The sequence below is a fragment of the Bombella dulcis genome (assembly GCF_026385505.1).
In the GTDB taxonomy this organism is placed as follows: Bacteria; Pseudomonadota; Alphaproteobacteria; order Acetobacterales; family Acetobacteraceae; genus Bombella; species Bombella dulcis.
On sequence record NZ_JANIDV010000004.1, the window covers coordinates 138,645 to 159,335 of the forward strand.

General features: G+C 58.6%; 16 protein-coding genes. 3 read left to right on the plus strand and 13 right to left on the minus strand.

All coding sequences use genetic code 11. The features are described from left to right. The 12 genes from rpoB to NQF87_RS07185 form a co-directional block, all read right to left on the minus strand. Positions 1 to 4,167, minus strand: coding sequence for a DNA-directed RNA polymerase subunit beta (rpoB, locus tag NQF87_RS07130; protein ID WP_266127720.1), 4,167 nt, complete (start codon positions 4,165 to 4,167; stop codon positions 1 to 3). Between the two features lie 227 nt (positions 4,168 to 4,394). Next, positions 4,395 to 4,766: a 50S ribosomal protein L7/L12 gene (gene rplL / locus NQF87_RS07135; RefSeq protein WP_266127721.1), complete on the minus strand. Its 372-nt coding sequence runs from the start codon at positions 4,764 to 4,766 to the stop codon at positions 4,395 to 4,397. 62 nt (positions 4,767 to 4,828) lie between these two features. Continuing rightward, on the minus strand, positions 4,829 to 5,353 hold the full coding sequence (gene rplJ / locus NQF87_RS07140) for a 50S ribosomal protein L10 (RefSeq protein ID WP_182041132.1): 525 nt from the start codon (positions 5,351 to 5,353) through the stop codon (positions 4,829 to 4,831). A 269-nt stretch (positions 5,354 to 5,622) separates the two neighbouring features. Then, positions 5,623 to 6,315: a 50S ribosomal protein L1 gene (rplA, locus tag NQF87_RS07145; protein ID WP_266116699.1), complete on the minus strand. Its 693-nt coding sequence runs from the start codon at positions 6,313 to 6,315 to the stop codon at positions 5,623 to 5,625. Positions 6,316 to 6,319: 4 nt separating this feature from the next. Next, positions 6,320 to 6,754 carry a 50S ribosomal protein L11 gene (rplK, locus tag NQF87_RS07150; RefSeq protein WP_266127722.1) on the minus strand — a complete coding sequence of 145 codons (435 nt, stop codon included), beginning with the start codon at positions 6,752 to 6,754 and terminating at the stop codon, positions 6,320 to 6,322. A 120-nt stretch (positions 6,755 to 6,874) separates the two neighbouring features. After that, positions 6,875 to 8,482, minus strand: coding sequence for an efflux transporter outer membrane subunit (locus tag NQF87_RS07155; RefSeq protein WP_266127723.1), 1,608 nt, complete (start codon positions 8,480 to 8,482; stop codon positions 6,875 to 6,877). Then, positions 8,482 to 9,840 carry an efflux RND transporter periplasmic adaptor subunit gene (locus tag NQF87_RS07160; RefSeq protein WP_266127724.1) on the minus strand — a complete coding sequence of 453 codons (1,359 nt, stop codon included), beginning with the start codon at positions 9,838 to 9,840 and terminating at the stop codon, positions 8,482 to 8,484. Before NQF87_RS07160 ends, NQF87_RS07155 begins: the two co-directional genes overlap by 1 nt. After that, a complete protein-coding gene (locus NQF87_RS07165; protein WP_266127725.1) occupies positions 9,837 to 13,016 on the minus strand; it encodes an efflux RND transporter permease subunit in 3,180 nt (1,059 codons plus the stop codon). Before NQF87_RS07165 ends, NQF87_RS07160 begins: the two co-directional genes overlap by 4 nt. A 274-nt stretch (positions 13,017 to 13,290) precedes the next feature. Further along, on the minus strand, positions 13,291 to 14,724 hold the full coding sequence (locus NQF87_RS07170) for a sensor histidine kinase (protein ID WP_266127726.1): 1,434 nt from the start codon (positions 14,722 to 14,724) through the stop codon (positions 13,291 to 13,293). Next, complete coding sequence (locus NQF87_RS07175) at positions 14,711 to 15,469, minus strand: response regulator transcription factor (RefSeq protein WP_323670719.1); 759 nt, start codon at positions 15,467 to 15,469, stop codon at positions 14,711 to 14,713. The genes NQF87_RS07170 and NQF87_RS07175 overlap by 14 nt, the downstream gene beginning before the upstream one ends. A 42-nt stretch (positions 15,470 to 15,511) precedes the next feature. Further along, positions 15,512 to 16,702, minus strand: a complete 1,191-nt coding sequence (locus NQF87_RS07180) for a BaiN/RdsA family NAD(P)/FAD-dependent oxidoreductase (RefSeq protein WP_266127727.1) — start codon at positions 16,700 to 16,702, stop codon at positions 15,512 to 15,514. A 26-nt stretch (positions 16,703 to 16,728) separates the two neighbouring features. Next, the gene (locus NQF87_RS07185) at positions 16,729 to 17,397 is read right to left on the minus strand and encodes a glutathione S-transferase family protein (RefSeq protein WP_266127728.1); all 669 of its coding nucleotides are present in this window, start codon (positions 17,395 to 17,397) and stop codon (positions 16,729 to 16,731) included. Positions 17,398 to 17,557: 160 nt separating this feature from the next. Here NQF87_RS07185 and minC point away from each other — a divergent pair, with 160 nt between their 5' ends. From minC to minE, 3 genes are all read left to right on the plus strand, one after another. Further along, positions 17,558 to 18,253 carry a septum site-determining protein MinC gene (gene minC, locus NQF87_RS07190; RefSeq protein ID WP_266127729.1) on the plus strand — a complete coding sequence of 232 codons (696 nt, stop codon included), beginning with the start codon at positions 17,558 to 17,560 and terminating at the stop codon, positions 18,251 to 18,253. Between the two features lie 181 nt (positions 18,254 to 18,434). Next, positions 18,435 to 19,250 carry a septum site-determining protein MinD gene (gene minD, locus NQF87_RS07195; protein ID WP_266127730.1) on the plus strand — a complete coding sequence of 272 codons (816 nt, stop codon included), beginning with the start codon at positions 18,435 to 18,437 and terminating at the stop codon, positions 19,248 to 19,250. Further along, positions 19,247 to 19,558 carry a cell division topological specificity factor MinE gene (gene minE, locus NQF87_RS07200; protein ID WP_266127731.1) on the plus strand — a complete coding sequence of 104 codons (312 nt, stop codon included), beginning with the start codon at positions 19,247 to 19,249 and terminating at the stop codon, positions 19,556 to 19,558. Before minD ends, minE begins: the two co-directional genes overlap by 4 nt. Before the next feature lie 312 nt (positions 19,559 to 19,870). On the opposite strand, the gene NQF87_RS07205 is transcribed toward minE, so the two are convergent. Beyond that, positions 19,871 to 20,554: a Fe2+-dependent dioxygenase gene (locus NQF87_RS07205; RefSeq protein WP_266127732.1), complete on the minus strand. Its 684-nt coding sequence runs from the start codon at positions 20,552 to 20,554 to the stop codon at positions 19,871 to 19,873. Positions 20,555 to 20,691 lie beyond the last annotated feature (137 nt).

The following is a 20,691-nucleotide window of genomic DNA, read 5'->3' on the forward strand; positions in this document are numbered from 1 at the left end:
TCACAGCCCTCCCTGCTCAAGTTCGACATTCAGACCAAGCGACTTCAGTTCCTTCACCAGAACGTTGAAGCTCTCTGGAATACCAGCTTCAAAGTCGTCCTGCTCACGAACGATCGCCTCATAGACCTTCGTACGGCCGGACACATCGTCCGACTTCACCGTCAGCATTTCCTGAAGCGTGTAGGCCGCACCGTAAGCCTCCAGTGCCCAGACCTCCATCTCACCGAAACGCTGACCACCGAACTGCGCCTTACCACCGAGCGGCTGCTGGGTAACCAGCGAGTAAGGACCGATCGAGCGGGCATGAATCTTATCATCGACAAGGTGATGCAGCTTCAGCATGTAGATGTAGCCCACCGTGGACTGACGCTCGAACTTCTCGCCCGTACGCCCGTCAATCAGCTGGGACTGACCACTCTCACTGACACCGGCCTTCTTCAGCATTTCCTCAATGTCGGGAATGGAAGCACCATCAAACACCGGCGTTGCGATCGGCACGCCCTTGCGCAGATTGTTGGCCAGTTCGATCAGCTGGTCATTGTCCATCGTGGCAATATCTTCATTGAAGATCCTGTCACCATAAACATCCTTCAGACGGTCCAGCAGCTCCTGACGACGCTCACCCGTGCGCTGGTACTCGTCGACCATCGCACCGATGCTCTGACCGATATTGGCACAGGCCCAGCCGAGATGCGTCTCCAGAATCTGACCCACGTTCATGCGGGACGGCACGCCCAGAGGATTCAGCAGCAGGTCAACCGGCTGACCATTCTCGAGGAACGGCATGTCCTCAACAGGGACGACACGGGAGACCACACCCTTGTTGCCATGACGGCCGGCCATCTTGTCACCCGGCTGAAGCTTGCGCTTCACGGCAATGAAGACCTTGACCATCTTCATCACACCCGGCGGCAGCTCGTCACCACGCTGGAGTTTCTCGACCTTGTTGTCGAAGCGGTTGTTGATCCGCTTGATGGCCCCATCGAACTCACGGCACAGCGTTTCCAGCTCGGCCATGACGGCCACGTCTGCCACCGGAATGTTGCGCCACGTCACACGGGGATGCTCACCCAGCAGCTCGGCCGTGATCGGCGTACCGGCACGCACGCCCTTGAAGCCTGCGGCAGCTTCCTGTCCGATCAGACGCTCCTTGAGACGGTTGTAGAAACTGCGTTCCTGAATGGCACGCTCGTCATCACGGTCCTTGGCCAGACGCTCGATCTCGGAGCGTTCGATCGCCATGGCACGCTCGTCCTTGTCCACACCACGACGGGAGAAGACACGAACATCAACCACCGTCCCGCTCGTACCCGGGGGCAGCTTGAGGGAGGTGTCACGCACGTCAGAGGCTTTTTCACCGAAGATGGCACGCAGAAGCTTTTCTTCCGGCGTCATCGGGCTTTCGCCCTTCGGTGTGACCTTGCCGATCAGGATGTCACCCGGATTGACCTCGGCACCGACATAGACAATGCCTGCCTCATCGAGGTTGCGCAGAGCTTCTTCACCGACATTCGGAATGTCACGGGTGATTTCTTCCTGGCCCAGCTTGGTATCACGGGCCATGACCTCGAACTCTTCAATATGGATTGAAGTGAAGATGTCATCCCGGGCGATACGCTCAGAGATCAGGATGGAGTCCTCGAAGTTGTACCCGTTCCACGGCACGAAGGCCACGAGCACATTACGGCCCAGAGCCAGCTCACCGAGTTCAGTGGACGGACCATCAGCGATGATGTCGCCGGCAGCGACCAGATCACCAACCTTCACCAGCGGACGCTGGTTGAGGCAGGTGGACTGGTTGGACCGCATGTATTTGCGCAGACGGTAAATGTCGACACCCTGGGTCGCCCCCTGCTCGTCCGTGGCACGGATCACGATACGGGCACCATCCAGCTGGTCCACCACACCGCCACGTTTGGCAATGATGGTCGCACCAGAGTCATGCGCCACGGGGCCTTCCATGCCGGTACCAACCAGAGGCGCATCAGCCCGCACCAGCGGCACGGCCTGACGCTGCATGTTGGACCCCATCAGCGCACGGTTGGCGTCATCGTTTTCCAGGAACGGAATGAGCGCGGCCGCCACGGAAACGAGCTGCTTCGGCGAGACGTCACAGGCAGTCACCTGCTCCGGCGGCACGAGACGGAAGTCACCGGTCTGACGAACGGCAACCAGCTCATCCGTCAGGCGGTTGTCACTCTGCTTGGCATCAGCCTGCGCCACCAGAAGACGCTCTTCCTCCATGGCGGACAGATACTTCCAGCCATCCTGGAAGACACCATCCTTTACCAGACGGTAGGGAGTCTCGATGAAGCCGTACTTGTTGACCTTGGCGTAGGTGGCCAGAGAATTGATCAGACCGATGTTCGGCCCTTCCGGCGTCTCGATCGGGCAGATACGGCCATAATGGGTCGGATGAACGTCACGGACTTCGAAGCCGGCACGCTCACGGGTCAGGCCGCCCGGACCAAGCGCGGACAGACGACGCTTGTGTGTCACCTCGGAGAGCGGGTTGGTCTGGTCCATGAACTGGCTGAGCTGGGATGACCCGAAGAACTCGCGTACGGCAGCAGCGGCAGGCTTGGCGTTGATCAGGTCATGCGGCATGACCGTGTCAATATCGACAGACCCCATGCGCTCACGGATGGCACGCTCCATGCGCAGCAGACCAATACGGTACTGGTTCTCCATCAGCTCGCCCACGGAGCGGACACGACGGTTGCCAAGGTTGTCAATGTCATCGACCTGGCCACGACCGTCCTTGAGGTCGCACAGAATCTTGACCGTCCGCAGGATATCTTCCTTGCGCAGCGTCCGCAGCGTGTCGGGAACATCCACATCAAGGCGCATGTTCATCTTCACACGGCCAACGGCAGACAGGTCATAACGGTCCTGAGAGAAGAACAGGCCACGCAGCATGGCTTCTGCCGTCTCACGGGTTGGCGGCTCACCGGGGCGCATGATGCGGTAAATGTCGATCAAGGCCTCTTCCCGTGTGGTGTTCTTGTCCGCCATCAGGGTATTGCGGATCCACGGGCCATGCGTGCCGTCAACGGCCAGAAGCGGAAGCTCCTTCAGCCCCAGCTCTTCCAGCTCGGCCAGCTTGTCTTCCGTCAGCTCTTCGCCAGCCTCGGCGTAGATTTCGCCGGTCTTCTCATTGACGAGGTCATGAGCGACGAAACGGCCAAGAATGTCCAGACGGCCAACCTGCACGACACGGGTCTTCTCGGCGATCTTGCGGACGACACGGGCCGTCAGCTTGGTCTCGGCATCGGCAATGACCTCGCCCGTATCCGCATCGACCAGCGGGCTGAGCAGCTTCAGACCACGGAAGGCATCCGGCTCGAACGGACGTGCCCATTCACTACCCATGCGGGTGAACGGTACGACCTCATAGAAGGTGGAGAGGATTTCATCCTCATCCATGCCGGTGACTTCAAGGGCGTCAACATCCCCACCCTCAGCCAGCTTGGCTTCACGGGCCTTGAGATAGTTCTCGCCTTCAAGTGCATAGAGCAGCGTGGTGACCGGCAGCTTGCGCTTGCGGTCGATACGGACATGAATGATGTCCTTGGCATCGAACTCGAAATCCAGCCAGGAACCACGATAAGGAATGATGCGGGCAGCGAAGAGGTACTTCCCGGAGGAATGTGTCTTGCCCTTGTCATGATCGAAGAACACGCCGGGACTGCGATGCATCTGGGAGACGATGACACGCTCCGTCCCGTTGATGATGAAGGTCCCGTTATCCGTCATGAGCGGCATGTCGCCCATATAGACCGGCTGCTCCTTCAGGTCATGAATGGAGCGGGTCCCCGTATCCTCGTCAATATCCCATGTCGTCAGGCGCAGGATGACCTTCAGCGGAGCTGCATAGGTCAGACCACGCTGAATGCATTCCTCAACGTCATATTTCGGTTCTTCGAATTCATAATGCTGGAAATCCAGCCGACCACGGCCAGCAAAATCATGAATCGGAAAAACTGAACGGAACACCTCCTGAAGGCCAGCCGGCTCGCGACTGTCCGGGCGAACATTCATCTGCAGGAAAGCTTCGTAAGAAGCCCGCTGCACGTCAATCAAATTAGGCATCGGCGCAATCTCGGGAATGCGCCCGAAACTCTTGCGGATCCTCTTACGCCCTGTGAACGATTTTGTGATCGCCATCTTATCCTGCCTCTGAACCAGACCTTCAAGTCGTCCGCTATATGACCATCCCATTACCCCATGGAATATCAGACGACTTGAACGGCTGGTTTAATCCTGCCCGTGATGCGTGACGGAATGCCCTGTATAGACAATTTCCCTGTCAACGGCAAATGGGGCGGGCACCGCAAAGCACCCGCCCACTCGCTCCAACGGCCTCCCCGAAGGGCACCGCATGGATGAAGCTCTTACTTGATTTCGACTGTTGCGCCGTTTTCTTCCAGAGCCTTCTTGATCTTCTCGGCCTCGTCCTTCGTGGCGCCTTCCTTGATGGTCTTCGGTGCGCCTTCGACCAGGTCCTTGGCTTCCTTCAAGCCCAGACCCGTGATGCCACGGATTTCCTTGATGACGTTGATCTTCTTGTCACCAGCCTTGGCCAGAACGACGTCGAACTCTGTCTTCTCGGCAGCAGCTTCACCACCAGCAGCCGGAGCAGCAACAGCAGCAACCGGAGCAGCGGCGGAAACGCCCCACTTCTCTTCGAGCAGCTTGGACAGCTCAGCAGCTTCCAGAACGGTAAGAGCGGAGAGTTCGTCAACCAGTTTTGCCAGATCGGCCATGATAATATCCTCTAAGATGCGTAAATGTCAGGCGGCTTCGCTCATGCGGGCCACCCTGTTAATCAAGCGGCTTCCGTGTCGCCTGTTCTGGCATAGGCACCAAGAACGCGAGCAAGCTGCCCAGCCGGAGCCTGGGTGACGCCTGCAATGCGGGTTGCCGGGGTACTGATCATACCAACCAGCTTTGCACGCAGCTCGTCCAGAGATGGCAGGGATGCCAGTGCCTTGACGCTATCAGCCGTAAGGGTCTGATTGCCAAGGGCACCACCAAGTACCACCAGCTTGTCATTCTTCTTGGCGAACTCGACCAGCACCTTTGCCACGCCAACCGGCTCGTCCGACCAGGAAATGGCCGTCGGGCCTTTAAGCAGCGGCGCAATGCCGTCGAACTGGGTCCCATCCAGAGCACGGCTGACCAGCCGGTTCTTCGCAACCTTGTATGTCGCACCCACAGCGCGGATGTTACGACGCAGCTCTGTCGCATCAGCAACCGTCAGACCCAGATTCTGGGTGACGACAACCATGGACGTGCTGCCGAACACTTTGCTGAGGGACTCGACAAAGGCCCGTTTTTCCGTACGGTCCAAAACCTTGTCTCCTCGGTTAGTCCGATCATCTCGGACCAGGTTACCCATTAGGTCCCGCCCGCCATGCGGCATGACAGGACCCGCTCGCCTGTCCATGTGAGGAAGACCGCATCCGCACCCGAAAGGCTGCAATACGTTCCACCCGTCTCACGCCTGCGCCACTCAGGGCTTTAAGGAACAGCGTTCCACATGCGTTCTAGGACAGGAAAAGGAGCGGCAGGACCGCTCCCGCACCATTCCGGAGAATGGCGATTCCTTGATCTCGTCGATTAGCCTTCGAAGCTGGAGAGATCGATACGCACACCTACCCCCATTGTGGAGGAAAGGGAAGCTTTTTTCAGATAGGTCCCCTTCGCACCGGACGGACGGGCCTTCTGGAGGGCATCCACCAGAGCCTTCACGTTCTCGGCGAGCTGGGACTCGGAGAAGGAGGCCTTGCCGACGCCAGCATGGACGATACCGGCACGCTCTGCACGATACTCAACCTGACCGGACTTGGCAGCCTCGATGGCACCCTTGACGTCCATCGTCACGGTACCGAGACGGGGGTTCGGCATCAGGCCACGCGGACCAAGAATCTTACCCAGACGACCAACCAGAGCCATCATGTCCGGTGTGGCGATGCAGCGGTCGAATTCGATCTCGCCAGCCTGCACCTTCTCGGCCAGGTCTTCAGCACCGACAACCTCGGCACCAGCAGCCGCTGCTTCCTCGGCCTTCGGGCCACGGGCGAACACGCCGACACGCAGTGTCTTGCCTGTGCCGTGCGGTAGGGAGATCAGACCACGGACCATCTGGTCAGCATGACGGGGGTCAACACCCAGACCGATGGCGAATTCAACCGTCTCATCGAACTTGGCTGTTGCGTTGCCCTTCACCAGAGCCACAGCCTCGTTCAGGGAATACAGCTTGTCACCGTCAACCTTGGCACGCAGGGCAGCAATACGTTTGTTCTTGGCCATGTTCTCAGCCCTCCACCACATCAAGACCGATGGAACGGGCGGACCCAGCCAGCATACGCACGGCACCATCGATGTCGTTTGCGTTCATGTCCTGGAACTTCTTCTCAGCGATTTCACGCAGCTGGGAAGTCGTCACGGACCCGACGGACGAAGCACGCCCGACCGTCTGAGACCCCTTGGTGATCTTGGCAGCCTTCAGCAGGAAGTAGGTGTTCGGCGGTGTCTTCGTGATGAAGGTAAAGGTGCGGTCCGCATAGGCAGTGATCACGACCGGGATCGGCATGCCCGGCTCAAGACTCTGCGTCTTTGCGTTGAATTCCTTACAGAACTGCATGATGTTCAGACCGCGCTGACCCAGCGCCGGACCGACCGGCGGAGACGGGTTAGCCTTACCAGCCGGAATCTGCAGTTTGATGTAGCCAACTACTTTCTTGGCCATATCCGGGACTCCCTGATTTATAGTTCCCGAACCGTGGTTGAGACGGCAGGGATCATCCCCGCCTCCCACGTTCGACTGAGGGGGTGCCTAGACCATTCCCCCCGGACCGTCAAGAACGAATCAGGGGTGCGCCGGTACGGCCGCCCTGCCCGTCAGGTCACTTTCCGAAGCAGGCGGCTGAATCTCGGAGCCTTTCTGCTGCGTGCCCACCGGCACCTCACCGGCAGGACGGGCATGATGAAGCCCCTCATACTGTAGCGGCCCGATCGGATCGATGCTCCTGATGTCCGGCAGAAGCGTACTGGACCAGCCACCACCGAGGGCACGGATCAGCCTGACCGTGGACTGCACCTGCCTCGTCTGTGCCTGAACCTCCAGCAGACGGGCCTTCAGGGCGTCCTGCTGTGCCACCAGCGCATCCAGATAGTTCGTCAGCCCGCCAGTATAGAGGGCCATCGTCATGGCCTGCGTTCTCAGGGCGGCATCCACGGCCTGATGCTGCTGCAACTGTTCCTGATGATACAGGGCCGTCTGGCTCAGGCCATCCTCCACATCCTGGAAGGCTGCGAGAACCGTGGCCCGGTAGGCATCCACACGTTCCCGGTACTGTGACCAGGCCCGTTGCAGGGCCGCACGCCGCATCCCGCCCGTAAAGAGTGGTTCCACAGCCTGCACGGCCACCCGCCAGAACGCCTTGGAAATACTGGCCAGATCGAACCCGGCATCCTCAAATCCACCCGTCGCACTGATGGTGATATGTGGATAGAAAGCTGCCCTGGAGACCCCGATGGCCCGTGCAGCCGCAGCCATCTGCCGCTCGCTCATGGCCACATCCGGCCGCCGCTCCAGCAGGGTGGAGGGAATCCCTTCCCTGACCCGGACCGTATCAAAATGCAGCCGGAAATCCTTGACCGGCTGAATATGGAAGCTGGCAGGCACCATGTTCACCATGATGGCAATGGCGTGCTCCTGCACCTGACGGGTCGCCAATAGATAGCTCTGCGCCGCCTGGGCGGAGTACAGCTCATTCTCGGCACGGGACACGTCCAACCCCGCCCCGATGGCTCCCCCCTGCCGCAGCCTCGTGATCTCCACAGCGGTGCGGAAGTACCGGATGGAGTCATCATAAACGGCCAGCTGTGCATCAATCCCACGCAGTGCCATGTAATCTGACGCCAGCTCCGCCTGAAGGCTCAGCCTCGTCAGCGCATATTCAGCCGCCCCGGCCTGTGCCAGATTTTTCTGCATATGCGTCTGGTTACGGATGGCATCCCAGAAATCCGGCTCCCATGTCGCAGCCCCGCTATAGGCAACATTGGACTCATAAATGGGCGTGTTATTGGCACGCCGCAGAAAGAGCCGCCCTTCCGACTGCTTGTTCCGGCTCATCTGTGCACCACCGGCAAGCTGGGGATACAGCCGGCTTTCCGTCTCACGGGCAATGTCACGTTCCTGCGTGAAGACTTCCGCCGCTGCCTGAAGGTCCGGATTATAGCTGTTCAGCCGTTCTTCCAGCTCATCAAGCTGGGAGTCATGAAACACCTTCCACCACTCACCCCGCACGACGGCATCGGCAGGCCGGGCATTCCCCATGATGCCTTTGCCTTCCCACCCATCAGGATAAATGAAATGCGGCGTGTGATATCGTGGGGCGAGATCGCATGATGCCAGGAAAAAGGACAGTCCCCCTGCCAGCAGCGGCAGTTTCCGCCATAAGCCCGTCACCATCAGTACTGCCCCTGTTCCTGTCTGGCTGGTGTGGATGCAGGAGCCGCCCCTCCATCACCCGGCTTCGTCGGTTCGTCGGGCGTGCTGTCATCCGGCGGGGGCATGGCACCGACACGCCGCAGATCATTCGACGTCACGTTCGGGAGAGGCTTTTCCGCTTCCTTCGGCTTGACGTCATTATAGCCGCGGGTTGGCGTCACGACCCGGACTTCATCCCCATCCAGCATGTCTGCCGTCGGGTTGGCCACAATCTCGTCATGCGGGGACATGCCGGAGAGAACCTGCGTCGTCATGCCGAAATTCGTGCCAACCTGCACGGTCTCCAGCCTGATATGGTTATTAACGACCTTGGCCACCTGCATCCCCTGCGCCCGGAAGATGAGCGCACTGGTCGGCACGATCAGCACATCCGGGTCACCCGGTGCCTGAATATGGGCCGTGGCATAGGAATTGGGCCAGAGCAGCCCATCCGGATTGTCCAGAACAAGCTCGGTCGTCACGGTCCGGGTGGAGGCGTTAAAGGCATTTGCTGTTGCCAGAAAACGTGCCTTGAACACACGGCCCGGATACTGGGGCACGCTCAGCTCCGCACTGATGCGAGGGGAAATGACGCTGGCAAAATCCTGCGGCACGGACACGAACACACGTATCTTGTGTACATCCGCCACGGAAAAGAGTTCGGCGATGGCCCCCCGTGAATTGAGATTGCCCCCGGCAGCGTTCACGTAATCCCCGACATTGACCAGACGGGATGTCACGATCCCGTCAAAGGGGGCCACGATCCGCTTGAAGTTCTCCAGAGCCTCCACCCGCTCGACATCATGGGCGGCCGCATCAAGTTCGGCCTTCTGGGCGGCGGCGTTGGCAGCCTGCACGTCCACTTCCTGACGGGACACGGCCTGCGTCCCCCGCAGGGCCGTCCAGCGTTTCGTGGTGATCAGAGCCAGCTGATAGCGGGCATTGACGACCTCATAATGCGCCTTGGCCGCCGCATACTGGGCATCAATGCTCGGCGTGCTGACTTCTGCCAGAAGATCGCCCCGCTTCACATGCGCACCGTAGTCCTTGTACCACATCTTCACATAACCGGAGACCTGCGCATAGATCGGTGCCTCATACCAGGCAGCCAGGTTAGCAGGCAGGTCCACGTTCCGGGTTTTCGGTCCCGGCTGGGCCTTGATCAGCACGACACGGGCGATGGCACTGTCCTTCGTCTCCCGTTCCAGCTCCCCCCTATGAAGGGCACGCTGCACAAGCCCCAGCACGACCAGCCCTGCCAGCACGACCAGAAAGATGAGCAGCAGCAGGCGTCCCCTGCCACGGGCGGGAGGCTGGGTCTGACGGGTGGGAGGATTCATGAAGGTTCTCCTTCTGGAGTGGTCTGGTCACCCTTCGGCGCACCGCCATGGATCAGAGCAAAAACACAGGGAACGAACAGCAGCGTCGCCACCGTCGCCATCAGCAGCCCCCCGATGACCGCCTTGCCCAGTGGGGCATTGGAGGAATTGCTGACGGACATGGGGATCATGCCGATCATCATGGCAAGAGCCGTCATCAGCACGGGGCGGATGCGTTCAAACCCGGCTTCGGATGCGGCGAGGACAGCATTGCCATGCTCCTCCAGACGCTCCCTTGCAAAGGCCACGATCAGCACGGCATTGGCCGTGGCTGTCCCCATGCACATGATGGCTCCCGTCAGGGCCGGGACGGACAGGGTCGTATGGGTCAGGAACAGGCTCCATGAAATCCCGCCCAGGGCGGCAGGCAGGGCCATGACGATGACGAACGGGTCCAGCCATGACTGGAAATTCACGACGATGATCAGATAGACCAGCACGATGGACAGCAGCAGCCCGCCAATCAGCTGGATATAGGCATTGTTCATCGTCACGACCTGCCCCCGCATCACCATGCTGGAGCCATGAGGCAGTGCGGGCCTGGCTTTGTCCACCTCCCGCCCGACGGCACGGGACAGGGCACCAAGGTCGGTCCCCTCCGCCGCCACGTAAATGTCGAAAACCGGCATGATGTTGTAATGGGAGACCTCCGCAGGTGTGCCCGTCTGCACGATATGGCTGACACCTCCCAGAATCTGCATGGTCCCGTTCTGGGGATTTCCGTCTCCCTTGTCGAGCGGCATCTTCTCCAGATCATTGAGAGTCTGGAGATAGGTGGCAGGAGCCTGAACGTCGATCAGCTGGGATGTTCCCTGCGGGTTGAGATAGTAGGTCTGACCGACCTGGGAACTCCCCGAGAGGGTCGTCAGGACGTTATAGGCGATGTCTTTTTCGGTAATGCCCGTCCCCATAGCGAAGCTGCGATGGGCATTGATGAGCAGGGTCGGCTGCGTCATGGGCTGCTGGACGCTGACATCCACGGCACCGGGAATCTTCCGCAGACGCTGCGCCAGATGGACGGCAAAATCATAATTGTGCTGGAGATCACGCCCGACAATCTGCACGTCAATGGGGGACGGCAGGCCGAAATTGAGAATCTTGGCCGTCAGGTCACCCGGCTGGAAAGTGAAACCGATCCCCGGAAATGCCGTGCTGAGGGATTTCCGCAGCTTCCTGCGATAATCAGGGATCGGGCTTTCATCATCCTCCAGCTGGATGGTGACATCACAGTCCTGCGCCCCCGTCGTGGGCGAGGGCACCATCGCCTGATTCATCTGGCTCATCGGCAGGCCGCAGTTATTGACGATCAGCTTCACCTGACCGGGCAGGGTCTCCCGGATTTTCTTCTCGATCAGCCCGCTGAGCTTTGCACTTTCTTCAATACGGGTACCGACAGGTGCCCGGAAATGCATCTGCATCGTGCCGGACTTGATCTCCGAAAAGAAATCCTGCCCGACAAAGAAAAGAAGAAGAAGTGACGCCAGAGCACCCGACAGGAACAGGACGATGAATTTCGTCCGTATGGCCAGAACGGCCAGCAGGACATCATGATAGCCCTGCCGGAACCGCTCGAAATATGTCTCAAATGTTTCCTGGAACCTGCCGAAGACCCCTTTCTTCCGGCTGGCATGGTCGGGATGACGCTGCTTTTCCACCTGTGCTGCCAGCAGCCAGTTTGCCATTGTCGGCACGAGCGTTCTGGACAGGACAAAGGAAGCGATCATCGCAAAGATGATCGCTTCGGCCATCGGCATGAACAGCCAGCCCGCAACACCCGTCAGCTCGAAAAGAGGGAACCAGACGATACAGATGCAGGTGGTCGAAACGAAGGTCGGAATGACAATCTGGTTGGCCGCATCAATGATGGCATGTTCGAGTTCCTTGCCCATATGAAGGTGAGCGTCGATATTCTCGATCATCACCGTGGCATCATCCACGAGAATACCGACCGCCAGAGCCAGCCCGCCCAGCGTCATCACGTTGATGGACTGCCCCGCCAGACTGAGGCCGATCAGGGCTGAAAGCATGGCCAGCGGAATGGACACCGCCACGATCACGGTGGAACGCCACGACCCCAGAAAGAGCAGGACGGTCAGGCTGGTCAGGATGGCGGCAGTAATCATTTCCCGCACCACGTCGACCACAGATTCCTTCACGAAGCTGGAGGCATCCGTCAGGACGTCCATGCTCGTGCCGGGGGGAAGCGTCTTCTTGATGTCCGGCAGCAGCTTCTTGATTCCGCTCACCACATCCAGCGTCGAGGCATTGCCGCTCTTCAGAATGACGATCATCACGGCCTGCTTGCCCCGCACCAGCACGGCATTGGTCTGCGGCGGGCCACCCTTGTGCACCCACGCCACATCCCGCAGATAAATGACGGAATTGCCCACCTGCTTGATGGGCATGCGGTTGAAGGCCGCAATATCCATGGGGGCCGAATTGGTCCTCACCATGAAATCCATGGCCCCGACCTTCTGGTCACCGGCCGGCAACACGATGTTCTGCTTGTTCAGGGCCGTGGCGACATCAACGGCGGAAAGCCGGTGCGCCAGCAGCTTCACCGGGTCGATATCCACCATGATGTCCGCCGCCACGCCACCATAAGGGTTGGGAATGGCCGTCCCCGCCACGGAGACCAGCTCCGGCCGGATGAGGTTGGAAGCCATGTTGTAGACTTCCGAGGCGGACATGTTGGGATTGTTGACCTGGAGGGTCAGGACCGGGACAGACGAGGCATCCAGTGCCAGAATGAGCGGTGGCGTGGCCCCGGTGGGAAGCTGCTTGATGACGGTCTGGGAGACGGAGGTGATCTGCGTCTGGGCCACGCTGGCATCCGTTCCGGGCTGGAAGAAGACCTTGACGATCCCCCGCCCGTAATAGGAGCTGCTTTCAATATGTTCGATGTTGTTGACGGTCGCCGTCAGGGTCCGCTCATAATAATAGACGATACGGCCTGAGACTTCCTCCGGCATCAGCCCCGTATAGGACCAGACGACCGCCACGGTCGGAATCTTGATGTTGGGGAACACGTCCGTCGGCGTTCCCAGAATGGCCCTCACCCCGAAAATGAGGATCATGATGGACATGACAACGAACGTGTAGGGCCGCCGCAGGGCCGTCAGGACAATGGCATTCATGACGTCAGGCCACGCCCATCAGACCGGTATCCTCCCGACAGGACGGGTCCACCCCCATCCCCCAGTCCTGCGTGATGGGGTCTCGTCTCTGTCACAATGCCGCTGAGCAATCTGCCTCTCCACCTGGTCGGGCATGAGCCTGTCCGTCTCATGCCTCATGTCCGGATGGGGATTATACCGACACGGCCCGAAGAAAAAACGCTTTTCATCTGAAAAGATTTTTAAGAAGCACGGTTTCGCTACGCACGTTTTACTTTGCGCCACCCTCCCGGCCTCAGGAGCCGCTGTAACTTTCTTTCAGGGATGGAAAGATCAGGCGGAATACCGTCCCGCTCTTTACCTCGCCTTCACAGTTTTCTTCAATCACGAGGCGGGCCTCATGCAGCCGGACAATGGCCGCCACGAGGCTCAGTCCCAGACCGCTGCCCGGAATGTGACGGCTCTTGTCCGCCCGGTAAAAGCGGCTCATCACGGCCTTGCGCTCTTCCACCGCAATGCCGACCCCCGTATCCCGCACCTCGAACCACGGTTCATCCAGCTCGTTGCAGCCCGCCCGCAAGGTCACGGAGCCGCCTTCTTCCGTGAATTTCAGGGCATTATCCAGCAGGTTGGCCAGCACTTCATTCAGAAGGTCCGCATCACCCCACAGTTCCACAGGCCCCTCATGCGGCACGACGGAAAGGATCAGCCCCTGTGTCTCCGCATTCGGCTCATAGAGGTCCGCCATGTCGGCAATCAGCGGCATGATGTCCATGCGCCTGAACCCCGCCCGCCTCTGACCGTTCTCAATCTCGCCAATCCGCAGCAGGGCCGTGATGACGGAAAAGCACTGCTCAAGGTCCCTCCGGCACAGATTCATGGCCCGCTCGAACCGTTCACCTTCTTCCGGGGGAGCTGCCAGCGTCCGGGCGAGACCACTGACCCGGTCCAGCCGTGCCTGGACACGGGCCAGAGGCGTGCGGAGATCATGCGCAATGTCATTGCCCACATCCCGCATCTCGCCCATCAGCTGTTCCAGCCTGTCCAGCATCCGGTTGACCGACCCGGCCAGACGGTCAAGATCATCATACCCACGCCCGACAGGCAGACGCTCCCGCATCTGCCCCTTGACGATCTGCTCGATGGAATGATGCATCTTGCTGATGCGTCCCAGTGCCCGACGGCTGAGGATCATCCCGGCCGTCAGGGCAAACAGCACGACCGGCACCATGGAAAACAGGGCGCACTGCCGGGCAACACGCCGCAGCTCGTCCACCATGTGGCGGGACCGCCCCAGTACCAGAAGCCGGGTCTTGCCCGGCTGCATCCCCGGCACTTCCACCACCAGAAACCGCATGATCGTCACGGAATGATCCGGCAGGACAAAAGACAGGTTCTGCGTGGACTGGCTGGGCACCAGTCCGGCCGGCCAGGCCGTCATGTCTCCAGCTATGGGATGATGGTCCCTGTCAAACAGGGCTGCGGCATTCAGGAAAATGCGCAGCTCGCTCGTACTGCGTTCCTTCAGCCGGACTTCCAGATCGCCCGGAGCTTCCTGCATGAGAACGGACGCCGACCGGCGCAGCAGATCATTCGTGCGGAGCTGCTCATAGGCACTGATCTGCCCATAGAGGAGGACCAGCTCCAACAGCATCCCCAGCACCACGACACAGACCAGCCCCAGCGTCAGCCGGAATGCCGCCGTGCGGAACAGGTCACTCCGGGACACGCAGGCAGAACCCGGCACCACGGATGCTGTGAATCAGGGGCGTTTCCCCATCCCTGTCCACCTTGCGGCGCAGCTTGCCGATATGCACATCCACCAGATTGGTGCGGGGCACGAACCGGTAATTCCAGACATCTTCCAGCAGCATGGTACGGGTCAGCACCGTATTGGGACGGCGGACCATATATTCCAGCAGACGGAACTCCCGTGGCAGAAGGTCAATCTCCCGTCCGTCACGCCGCACCCGCCGTTCCAGCAGGTCCATTTCCAGAGGCCCCAGTTTCAGCATGGAGGTCCGGCCATAGATGGGGCGGCGCAGCAGGGCCTCCAGACGGGCGGCCAGTTCCTCCATGACGAAAGGCTTGGTCAGGTAATCATCACCCCCCGCCTTCAGGCCACTAATCCGATCATCCACCGCCGAAAGGGCGGACAGCACCAGAACCGGCACCGTCATGCCCTGCTCGCGCAGGGTCTCCAGTACGCTCAGCCCGTCCATTCCCGGCAGCATACGGTCCATCACCAGCAGGGCATACTCCCCCGTACGGGCCATCTCCAGCCCTTCCGTTCCTGTTGCTGCACGTGAAACCTCATAGCCCCGCCCGCACAGATCACCCACGATCTCTTCAGCAAGGCTGTCATCATCCTCAACCAGCAGGAGCTTCACGGGGCCCTGTTCTTCACTCTCTGTCAGGGCGTCACTGGGCCAGGGCTGCCGCTCCGTTTTCTTGATCTTCTTTTCTGCCGCCATCTCATAGCCTCTCTTCCGGCGGACATATTACCACGCCCGCCATCACGCACCAGCCCGCTCTGCCGCCGCCTGTCCTGCCGCCACACCGCTGGCCCAGGCCCATTGGAAGTTATAGCCCCCCAACCAGCCCGTCACGTCCACGGCCTCACCAACAACATACAGGCCCGGCACCGTACGGGCTTCCATCGTCCGGGAGGACAGGTCTCTCGTATCCACGCCGCCCCGCATGACTTCCGCCTTGGGGTAACCTTCCGTCCCGGTCGGCTTCAGCACCCAGTCACTGACCTGCGCCGCCAGAGCGCGCACGGCCTTTGCAGGCTGCTCGGCCAGCGGGCGATCATCCAGCTTTCCTGCCACCAGCACCTTCACCAGTCGGGCAGGCAGGGCGTCCAGCAGAGCCGGGGCATGTGCCCTGGGCCGCTGCTCACAGATGGTCCGCATGTCCTCATGAACATCCCGGCCCGGTGCCAGATTCAGGCGCAGGGCCTCCCTGCCTTCCCACCATGAGGATATCTGGAGGATGGCCGGACCGGACACGCCCCGATGGGTGAACACCATTCCCCCCGTAAAGACAGGTTTCTTCTGCCCCACCAGTGAAGCCGTGACCTGAAGGGACACACCGGCAAGCTCAGGCTGCGCATCCTCAATCCGGAAAGGCACAAGTGCCGGAGCCGGTGTCACGATCCGCAATCCGAACTGCCGGGCCATGCGCAGGGAAAAATCCGTTGCCCCCAGCCTGGGTATGGCCAGCCCGCCCGTGGCCAGGATGATGGAACGTGTCTGCACCGGCCCCCATGACGTGTCCAGCGTGAACACGTGACCGTCATGACTGATCCCACCCAATGAACAGCCGAGCTGGAACCGCACGCCCCCCGCCCGGCATTCCTCCTCCAGCATGGTGACGATCTGTCGGGCTGAGTCATCGCAGAAAAGCTGGCCCTCTTCTTTCTCATGCCAGCGGATGCGATGTTTTTCGACAAGAGAGAGAAAATCCTGTGGCCGGTACCGGGCAAGAGCAGACCGGCAGAAACGGGGATTTTCAGAACGGTAATGCGTCCAGTCAGCCTTCAGGTTGGTGAAATTGCAGCGTCCGCCACCTGAAATGAGTATCTTGCGCCCCGGCTGGTCCGCATGGTCCAGAAGAATGGTCCGTGTCCCCCACTGCCCCGCCGTGGCTGCCGCCATCATGCCCGCAGCCCCGGCCCCCATGACGGCCACGTCCCATATCGTCATGCCTGCACTGGCTCCCTCATACCCGTTCAGAAATCAAGATCAGCGTAATGGGGCGGGGGTTTCACGCCACTGACACGGTCACTCAGGAGATCACGGAAACAGGGACGGGACTTGATGCGGGCATACCAGTCCCTCACGCAGGGCGCGCGACGCCAGTCAATGTCCCCCAGAAAATCCAGTGCCGAAAAATGGGCCGCTGCGGCAAAATCAGCCGCCGTCAGGACCGGCCCGCCAAGCCATGTCCGTGTTTCGGCCAGATAACCGATATAATCCAGATGGAAACGCAGATTCTTGTAACCGGCCTGAAGGATTTTCCCGTCAGGATGCCCCTGCCCGAACAGACGCTTCTCGACCTTTTCCCCCAGAAGATTGACCATGACCTCCTGTTGGAAGAGCCGCTCAAACCAGTCCATCAGACGGCGGACTTCCACACGTTCGGCCAGATTCCGCCCCATGAGGGAGGTCTCCGGGTAGGCATCCTCCAGATATTCGGCAATCACCCGCCCCCCCGGCACGACCATGCCGTTGTCCTCCACCAGCACGGGAACCTCCCCGGCCGGGTTCAGCTCATGGAAACGCTCGTTCGGCTGCCACGTCTTTTCGATCATCAGCTCGAAAGGCAGCTTTTTCTCAGCCAGCATGAGCCGTACAAAACGCGATTGCGGAGACAAGGGTAAGTGATGCAGTATACGCATATGTCTTTCCTACGGCACTTTTGCACTAGGGAACAAGCAGCATTCCAGCCCATCCAGGCACAACCATGGTGACCTTAAATTCATGTCCATTACCTCGTTAACTCCCCAGCCCCTACATCCCTCAGATGCCCCAACAATACGAGCCCCCAATACGAATACCATGACCATTCGCGCTCGAGGCCGCTCCTTCCTTGCTCTTATCCTCTCTCCCGAACCACCCCTAAAGGACTGGTTGGCCAAACTAGATGAACATATAAAGCATGCCATTGACTTTTTTCATCAACAACCCATCATTCTGGATCTCAGCCTACTAAATGAAACAACCGAGGGCTTGGCCTCTTTCCAAGAGGAGTTGCGTCAGCGACACATCCATCTCATTGGCATCGAAGGCGGGAACAAACACTGGGAAGCTCTTGAAAAATGGGAATGGCCCCTCGAACTTCGTGGGGGGCGTCCACAGGGACCTATGAAAATACCGGAACACAATGGCCAAATACCTCCTTTACCCACCACCTCCCCCTTAACCGAATCACTCGTGATTGACCGTGTAGTAAGATCTGGCCAATCTATCCAACATTCTACTGGAGATGTTATTGTTCTAGGAGCCGTCTCATCTGGGGCTGAAGTAATTGCTGGAGGGTCTATCCATGTTTACGGGCCTCTACGTGGAAGGGCGATCGCCGGCATAAACGGGCATCCGCACGCACGCATCTATACTACAAGAATGGAGGCCGAACTTCTCGCCATTGATGGCTTTTACATGGTTCCCGAAGAAATGCCTAACGGCCCAATTGGACAAGCAGCGCAAATCTTCTTAGATAAGAACCACGTTAAGATCGTCCCCATCAAAATATGACCACCCTAAAACCTACTGGACGACATCAATCGACTTTTTCTTACTGGATATGCCTTATCAAACAATAAATACTCTTGTAAGATACGACGGACGGGGTTTCCTTTCCGAAGACCTCTATCGCCTATTACACCGTTATGACTCCAAGACCAATTTGGGCCGGCTTTAGGAAAGCTACAATTTCATGTCAAGAATCGTTGTTGTTACATCTGGTAAAGGGGGCGTTGGTAAAACCACGACGACGGCTGCCCTTGGTGCTGCCCTAGCACAAAATGGACAAAATGTGGTTGTCGTAGATTTTGATGTCGGGTTACGTAATCTTGACCTCATCATGGGCGTTGAACGTCGTGTCGTCTTTGATCTGATTAACGTCATCCAAGAGGAGGCGGCACTCCATCAAGCTTTAATCCGTGATAAACGCTGTGACACCCTATCCATCTTGCCCGCTTCCCAGACACGCGACAAGGATGCATTAACCGACGATGGAGTAACCCGAGTAATGAATGAGCTCCGGGAACGCTTCGACTGGATACTCTGCGACAGTCCCGCGGGAATCGAGCGCGGAGCACGTTTAGCTATGCATCACGCTGACCATGCAGTCATCGTCACCAATCCTGAAATTAGTTCTGTTCGTGACTCCGATCGCATCATTGGCATGCTCGACAGCCAAACTGCCCATGCTCAAAAAGGTGAAACCGTTGAAAAGCATTTACTCCTAACACGCTATGATCCTTATCGCGCCTCCCGGGGAGAAATGTTAAGTATCGAAGATGTAGTAAGTATTCTTTCTCTACCGTTGCTCGGAGTAATTCCTGAGAGTGAGGATGTTCTAAAAGCGTCTAACGTAGGAGCTCCTGTAACTTTTGCTTCTCCAGAAAGTGGTCCAGCCATTGCTTATTTCGAGGCTGTTAACCGCCTGAGGGGTGAAAATATCCCTATCAGCATCCCAACCGAAAAACGTGGCTTGTTGAGCCGCATCTTTAAAAAGAGGGGCTCATGACTTTTCTAGATACTTTTTTTCCTCGTAAGCGATCTGAAACTGCAACTAGTAATGTCGCCCGTGATCGATTGCAAATCCTTTTATCTCAAGAACGGCAAGCCCAAGAAGGTGGGGACTCAACTCTCCTGCGTACACTTCATACCGAAATACTTGAAGTTCTAGCTCGTCATGTTCCCGTTGATGAAGATAATGTACAGATTAAGATGGATCGTGGACACAAATACTCTAAATTAGAAATTGACATCCAAGTTCCAAAAAGCGGTTTGAGAGCACAAGTATCCACAGTAACATCAAATAGAGAATCATAACTCATTCACCGCAAATAGTGTGCCTACTCCAGACCAAAATTCGTCCCCTAACAACTGGAAAACCTCAATGAATGCTTAACCTTCCGATAAATCGTCTTTCCTCCTCCAAGAAAGAAGAAAATTAGCTTCCTGAATCCCACTCTTTGCTCTACCTAACTGAAGAAACTAAAAAATTTCCCGCCCAGCAAGGTTCCCCGTGGGAACCGCTATCTGGGAGCACCCAAATATTACATGAGTACCTCCCAGCTCGGCATCAATGGCGGCTATTACTATCTGGATGTGTCAGCCCGCTTCTAGGAAACGGGCCAGACCTCACATCTCGGCCCATGTCCGCAGCAAGTTGTGATAGACATTGGTCAGACGCAGCACTTCGGCGTCCTTGGGGCCGTGGCTCCGGGTCAGGGCCATGATGCTCTGGTCCAGATCAAACAGGATGGACCTATGTTCCTGCGAGCGGATGACGGACTGTGCCCAGAAGAAGGACCCCCAGCGACTGCCCCGTGTCACGGGGGTGACCGTATGCAGGGCCGTGGTGGGATAGACGATCATGTCCCCCGCAGGCAGGCGCACCCGCTTTTCTTCTGACGGACCATGAAGGACCAGCTCTCCCCCGTCATACTCATCAAGATCGGAGATGAAGAGCGTGCTGGACACATCCGTGCGGATGCGCTGCCCCGTACCGGGAATGGGACGGAGGGCATTATCAACATGCGCTCCGAAATTCATTCCCACATCATAGCGGTTGAAAAGTGGCGGCACGAGACGCAGGGGCAGCACGGCACTGTTATAGAGCGGGTTCGTCCCCAGCTTGCGCAGCACGAAGGTGGACAGTTCCTTCCCCAGCGGGCTGTCCGGAGCGATCTGAAGATTGTTCTTCACGCTGCCGGACTGTGACCCGGCGGTACCCCGGCCATCAACCCACTCCCCCGCTGCCAGACGGGAGCGCAGGTCAGCCAGCTCTTCTGCCGTGAGAACACCCGGAATATGCAACATCATGAGATCATGCCTTTCAGGCAGGCCCGGCGGCACCGCCATTTACAGGAAAAAGAGCAGACGGGGCCGCCTGCTCCATGTGAAACCTTCACACCATCATCCGCCTGTTTCAAGATCGGCCCTGTCAGTTGCCGGACCGG

Coding starts and splice junctions, on each gene's coding strand:
- rpoB (WP_266127720.1), bottom strand. CDS start 4,167: ATGGCGATCACAAAATCGTTCACAGGGCGTAAGAGGATCCGCAAGAGT.
- rplL (WP_266127721.1), bottom strand. CDS start 4,766: ATGGCCGATCTGGCAAAACTGGTTGACGAACTCTCCGCTCTTACCGTT.
- rplA (WP_266116699.1), bottom strand. CDS start 6,315: ATGGCCAAGAACAAACGTATTGCTGCCCTGCGTGCCAAGGTTGACGGT.
- rplK (WP_266127722.1), bottom strand. CDS start 6,754: ATGGCCAAGAAAGTAGTTGGCTACATCAAACTGCAGATTCCGGCTGGT.
- NQF87_RS07155 (WP_266127723.1), bottom strand. CDS start 8,482: ATGGTGACGGGCTTATGGCGGAAACTGCCGCTGCTGGCAGGGGGACTG.
- NQF87_RS07160 (WP_266127724.1), bottom strand. CDS start 9,840: ATGAATCCTCCCACCCGTCAGACCCAGCCTCCCGCCCGTGGCAGGGGA.
- NQF87_RS07165 (WP_266127725.1), bottom strand. CDS start 13,016: ATGAATGCCATTGTCCTGACGGCCCTGCGGCGGCCCTACACGTTCGTT.
- NQF87_RS07175 (WP_323670719.1), bottom strand. CDS start 15,469: ATGGCGGCAGAAAAGAAGATCAAGAAAACGGAGCGGCAGCCCTGGCCC.
- NQF87_RS07180 (WP_266127727.1), bottom strand. CDS start 16,702: ATGACGATATGGGACGTGGCCGTCATGGGGGCCGGGGCTGCGGGCATG.
- NQF87_RS07185 (WP_266127728.1), bottom strand. CDS start 17,397: ATGCGTATACTGCATCACTTACCCTTGTCTCCGCAATCGCGTTTTGTA.
- minC (WP_266127729.1), top strand. CDS start 17,558: ATGACCATTCGCGCTCGAGGCCGCTCCTTCCTTGCTCTTATCCTCTCT.
- minD (WP_266127730.1), top strand. CDS start 18,435: ATGTCAAGAATCGTTGTTGTTACATCTGGTAAAGGGGGCGTTGGTAAA.
- minE (WP_266127731.1), top strand. CDS start 19,247: ATGACTTTTCTAGATACTTTTTTTCCTCGTAAGCGATCTGAAACTGCA.
- NQF87_RS07205 (WP_266127732.1), bottom strand. CDS start 20,554: ATGATGTTGCATATTCCGGGTGTTCTCACGGCAGAAGAGCTGGCTGAC.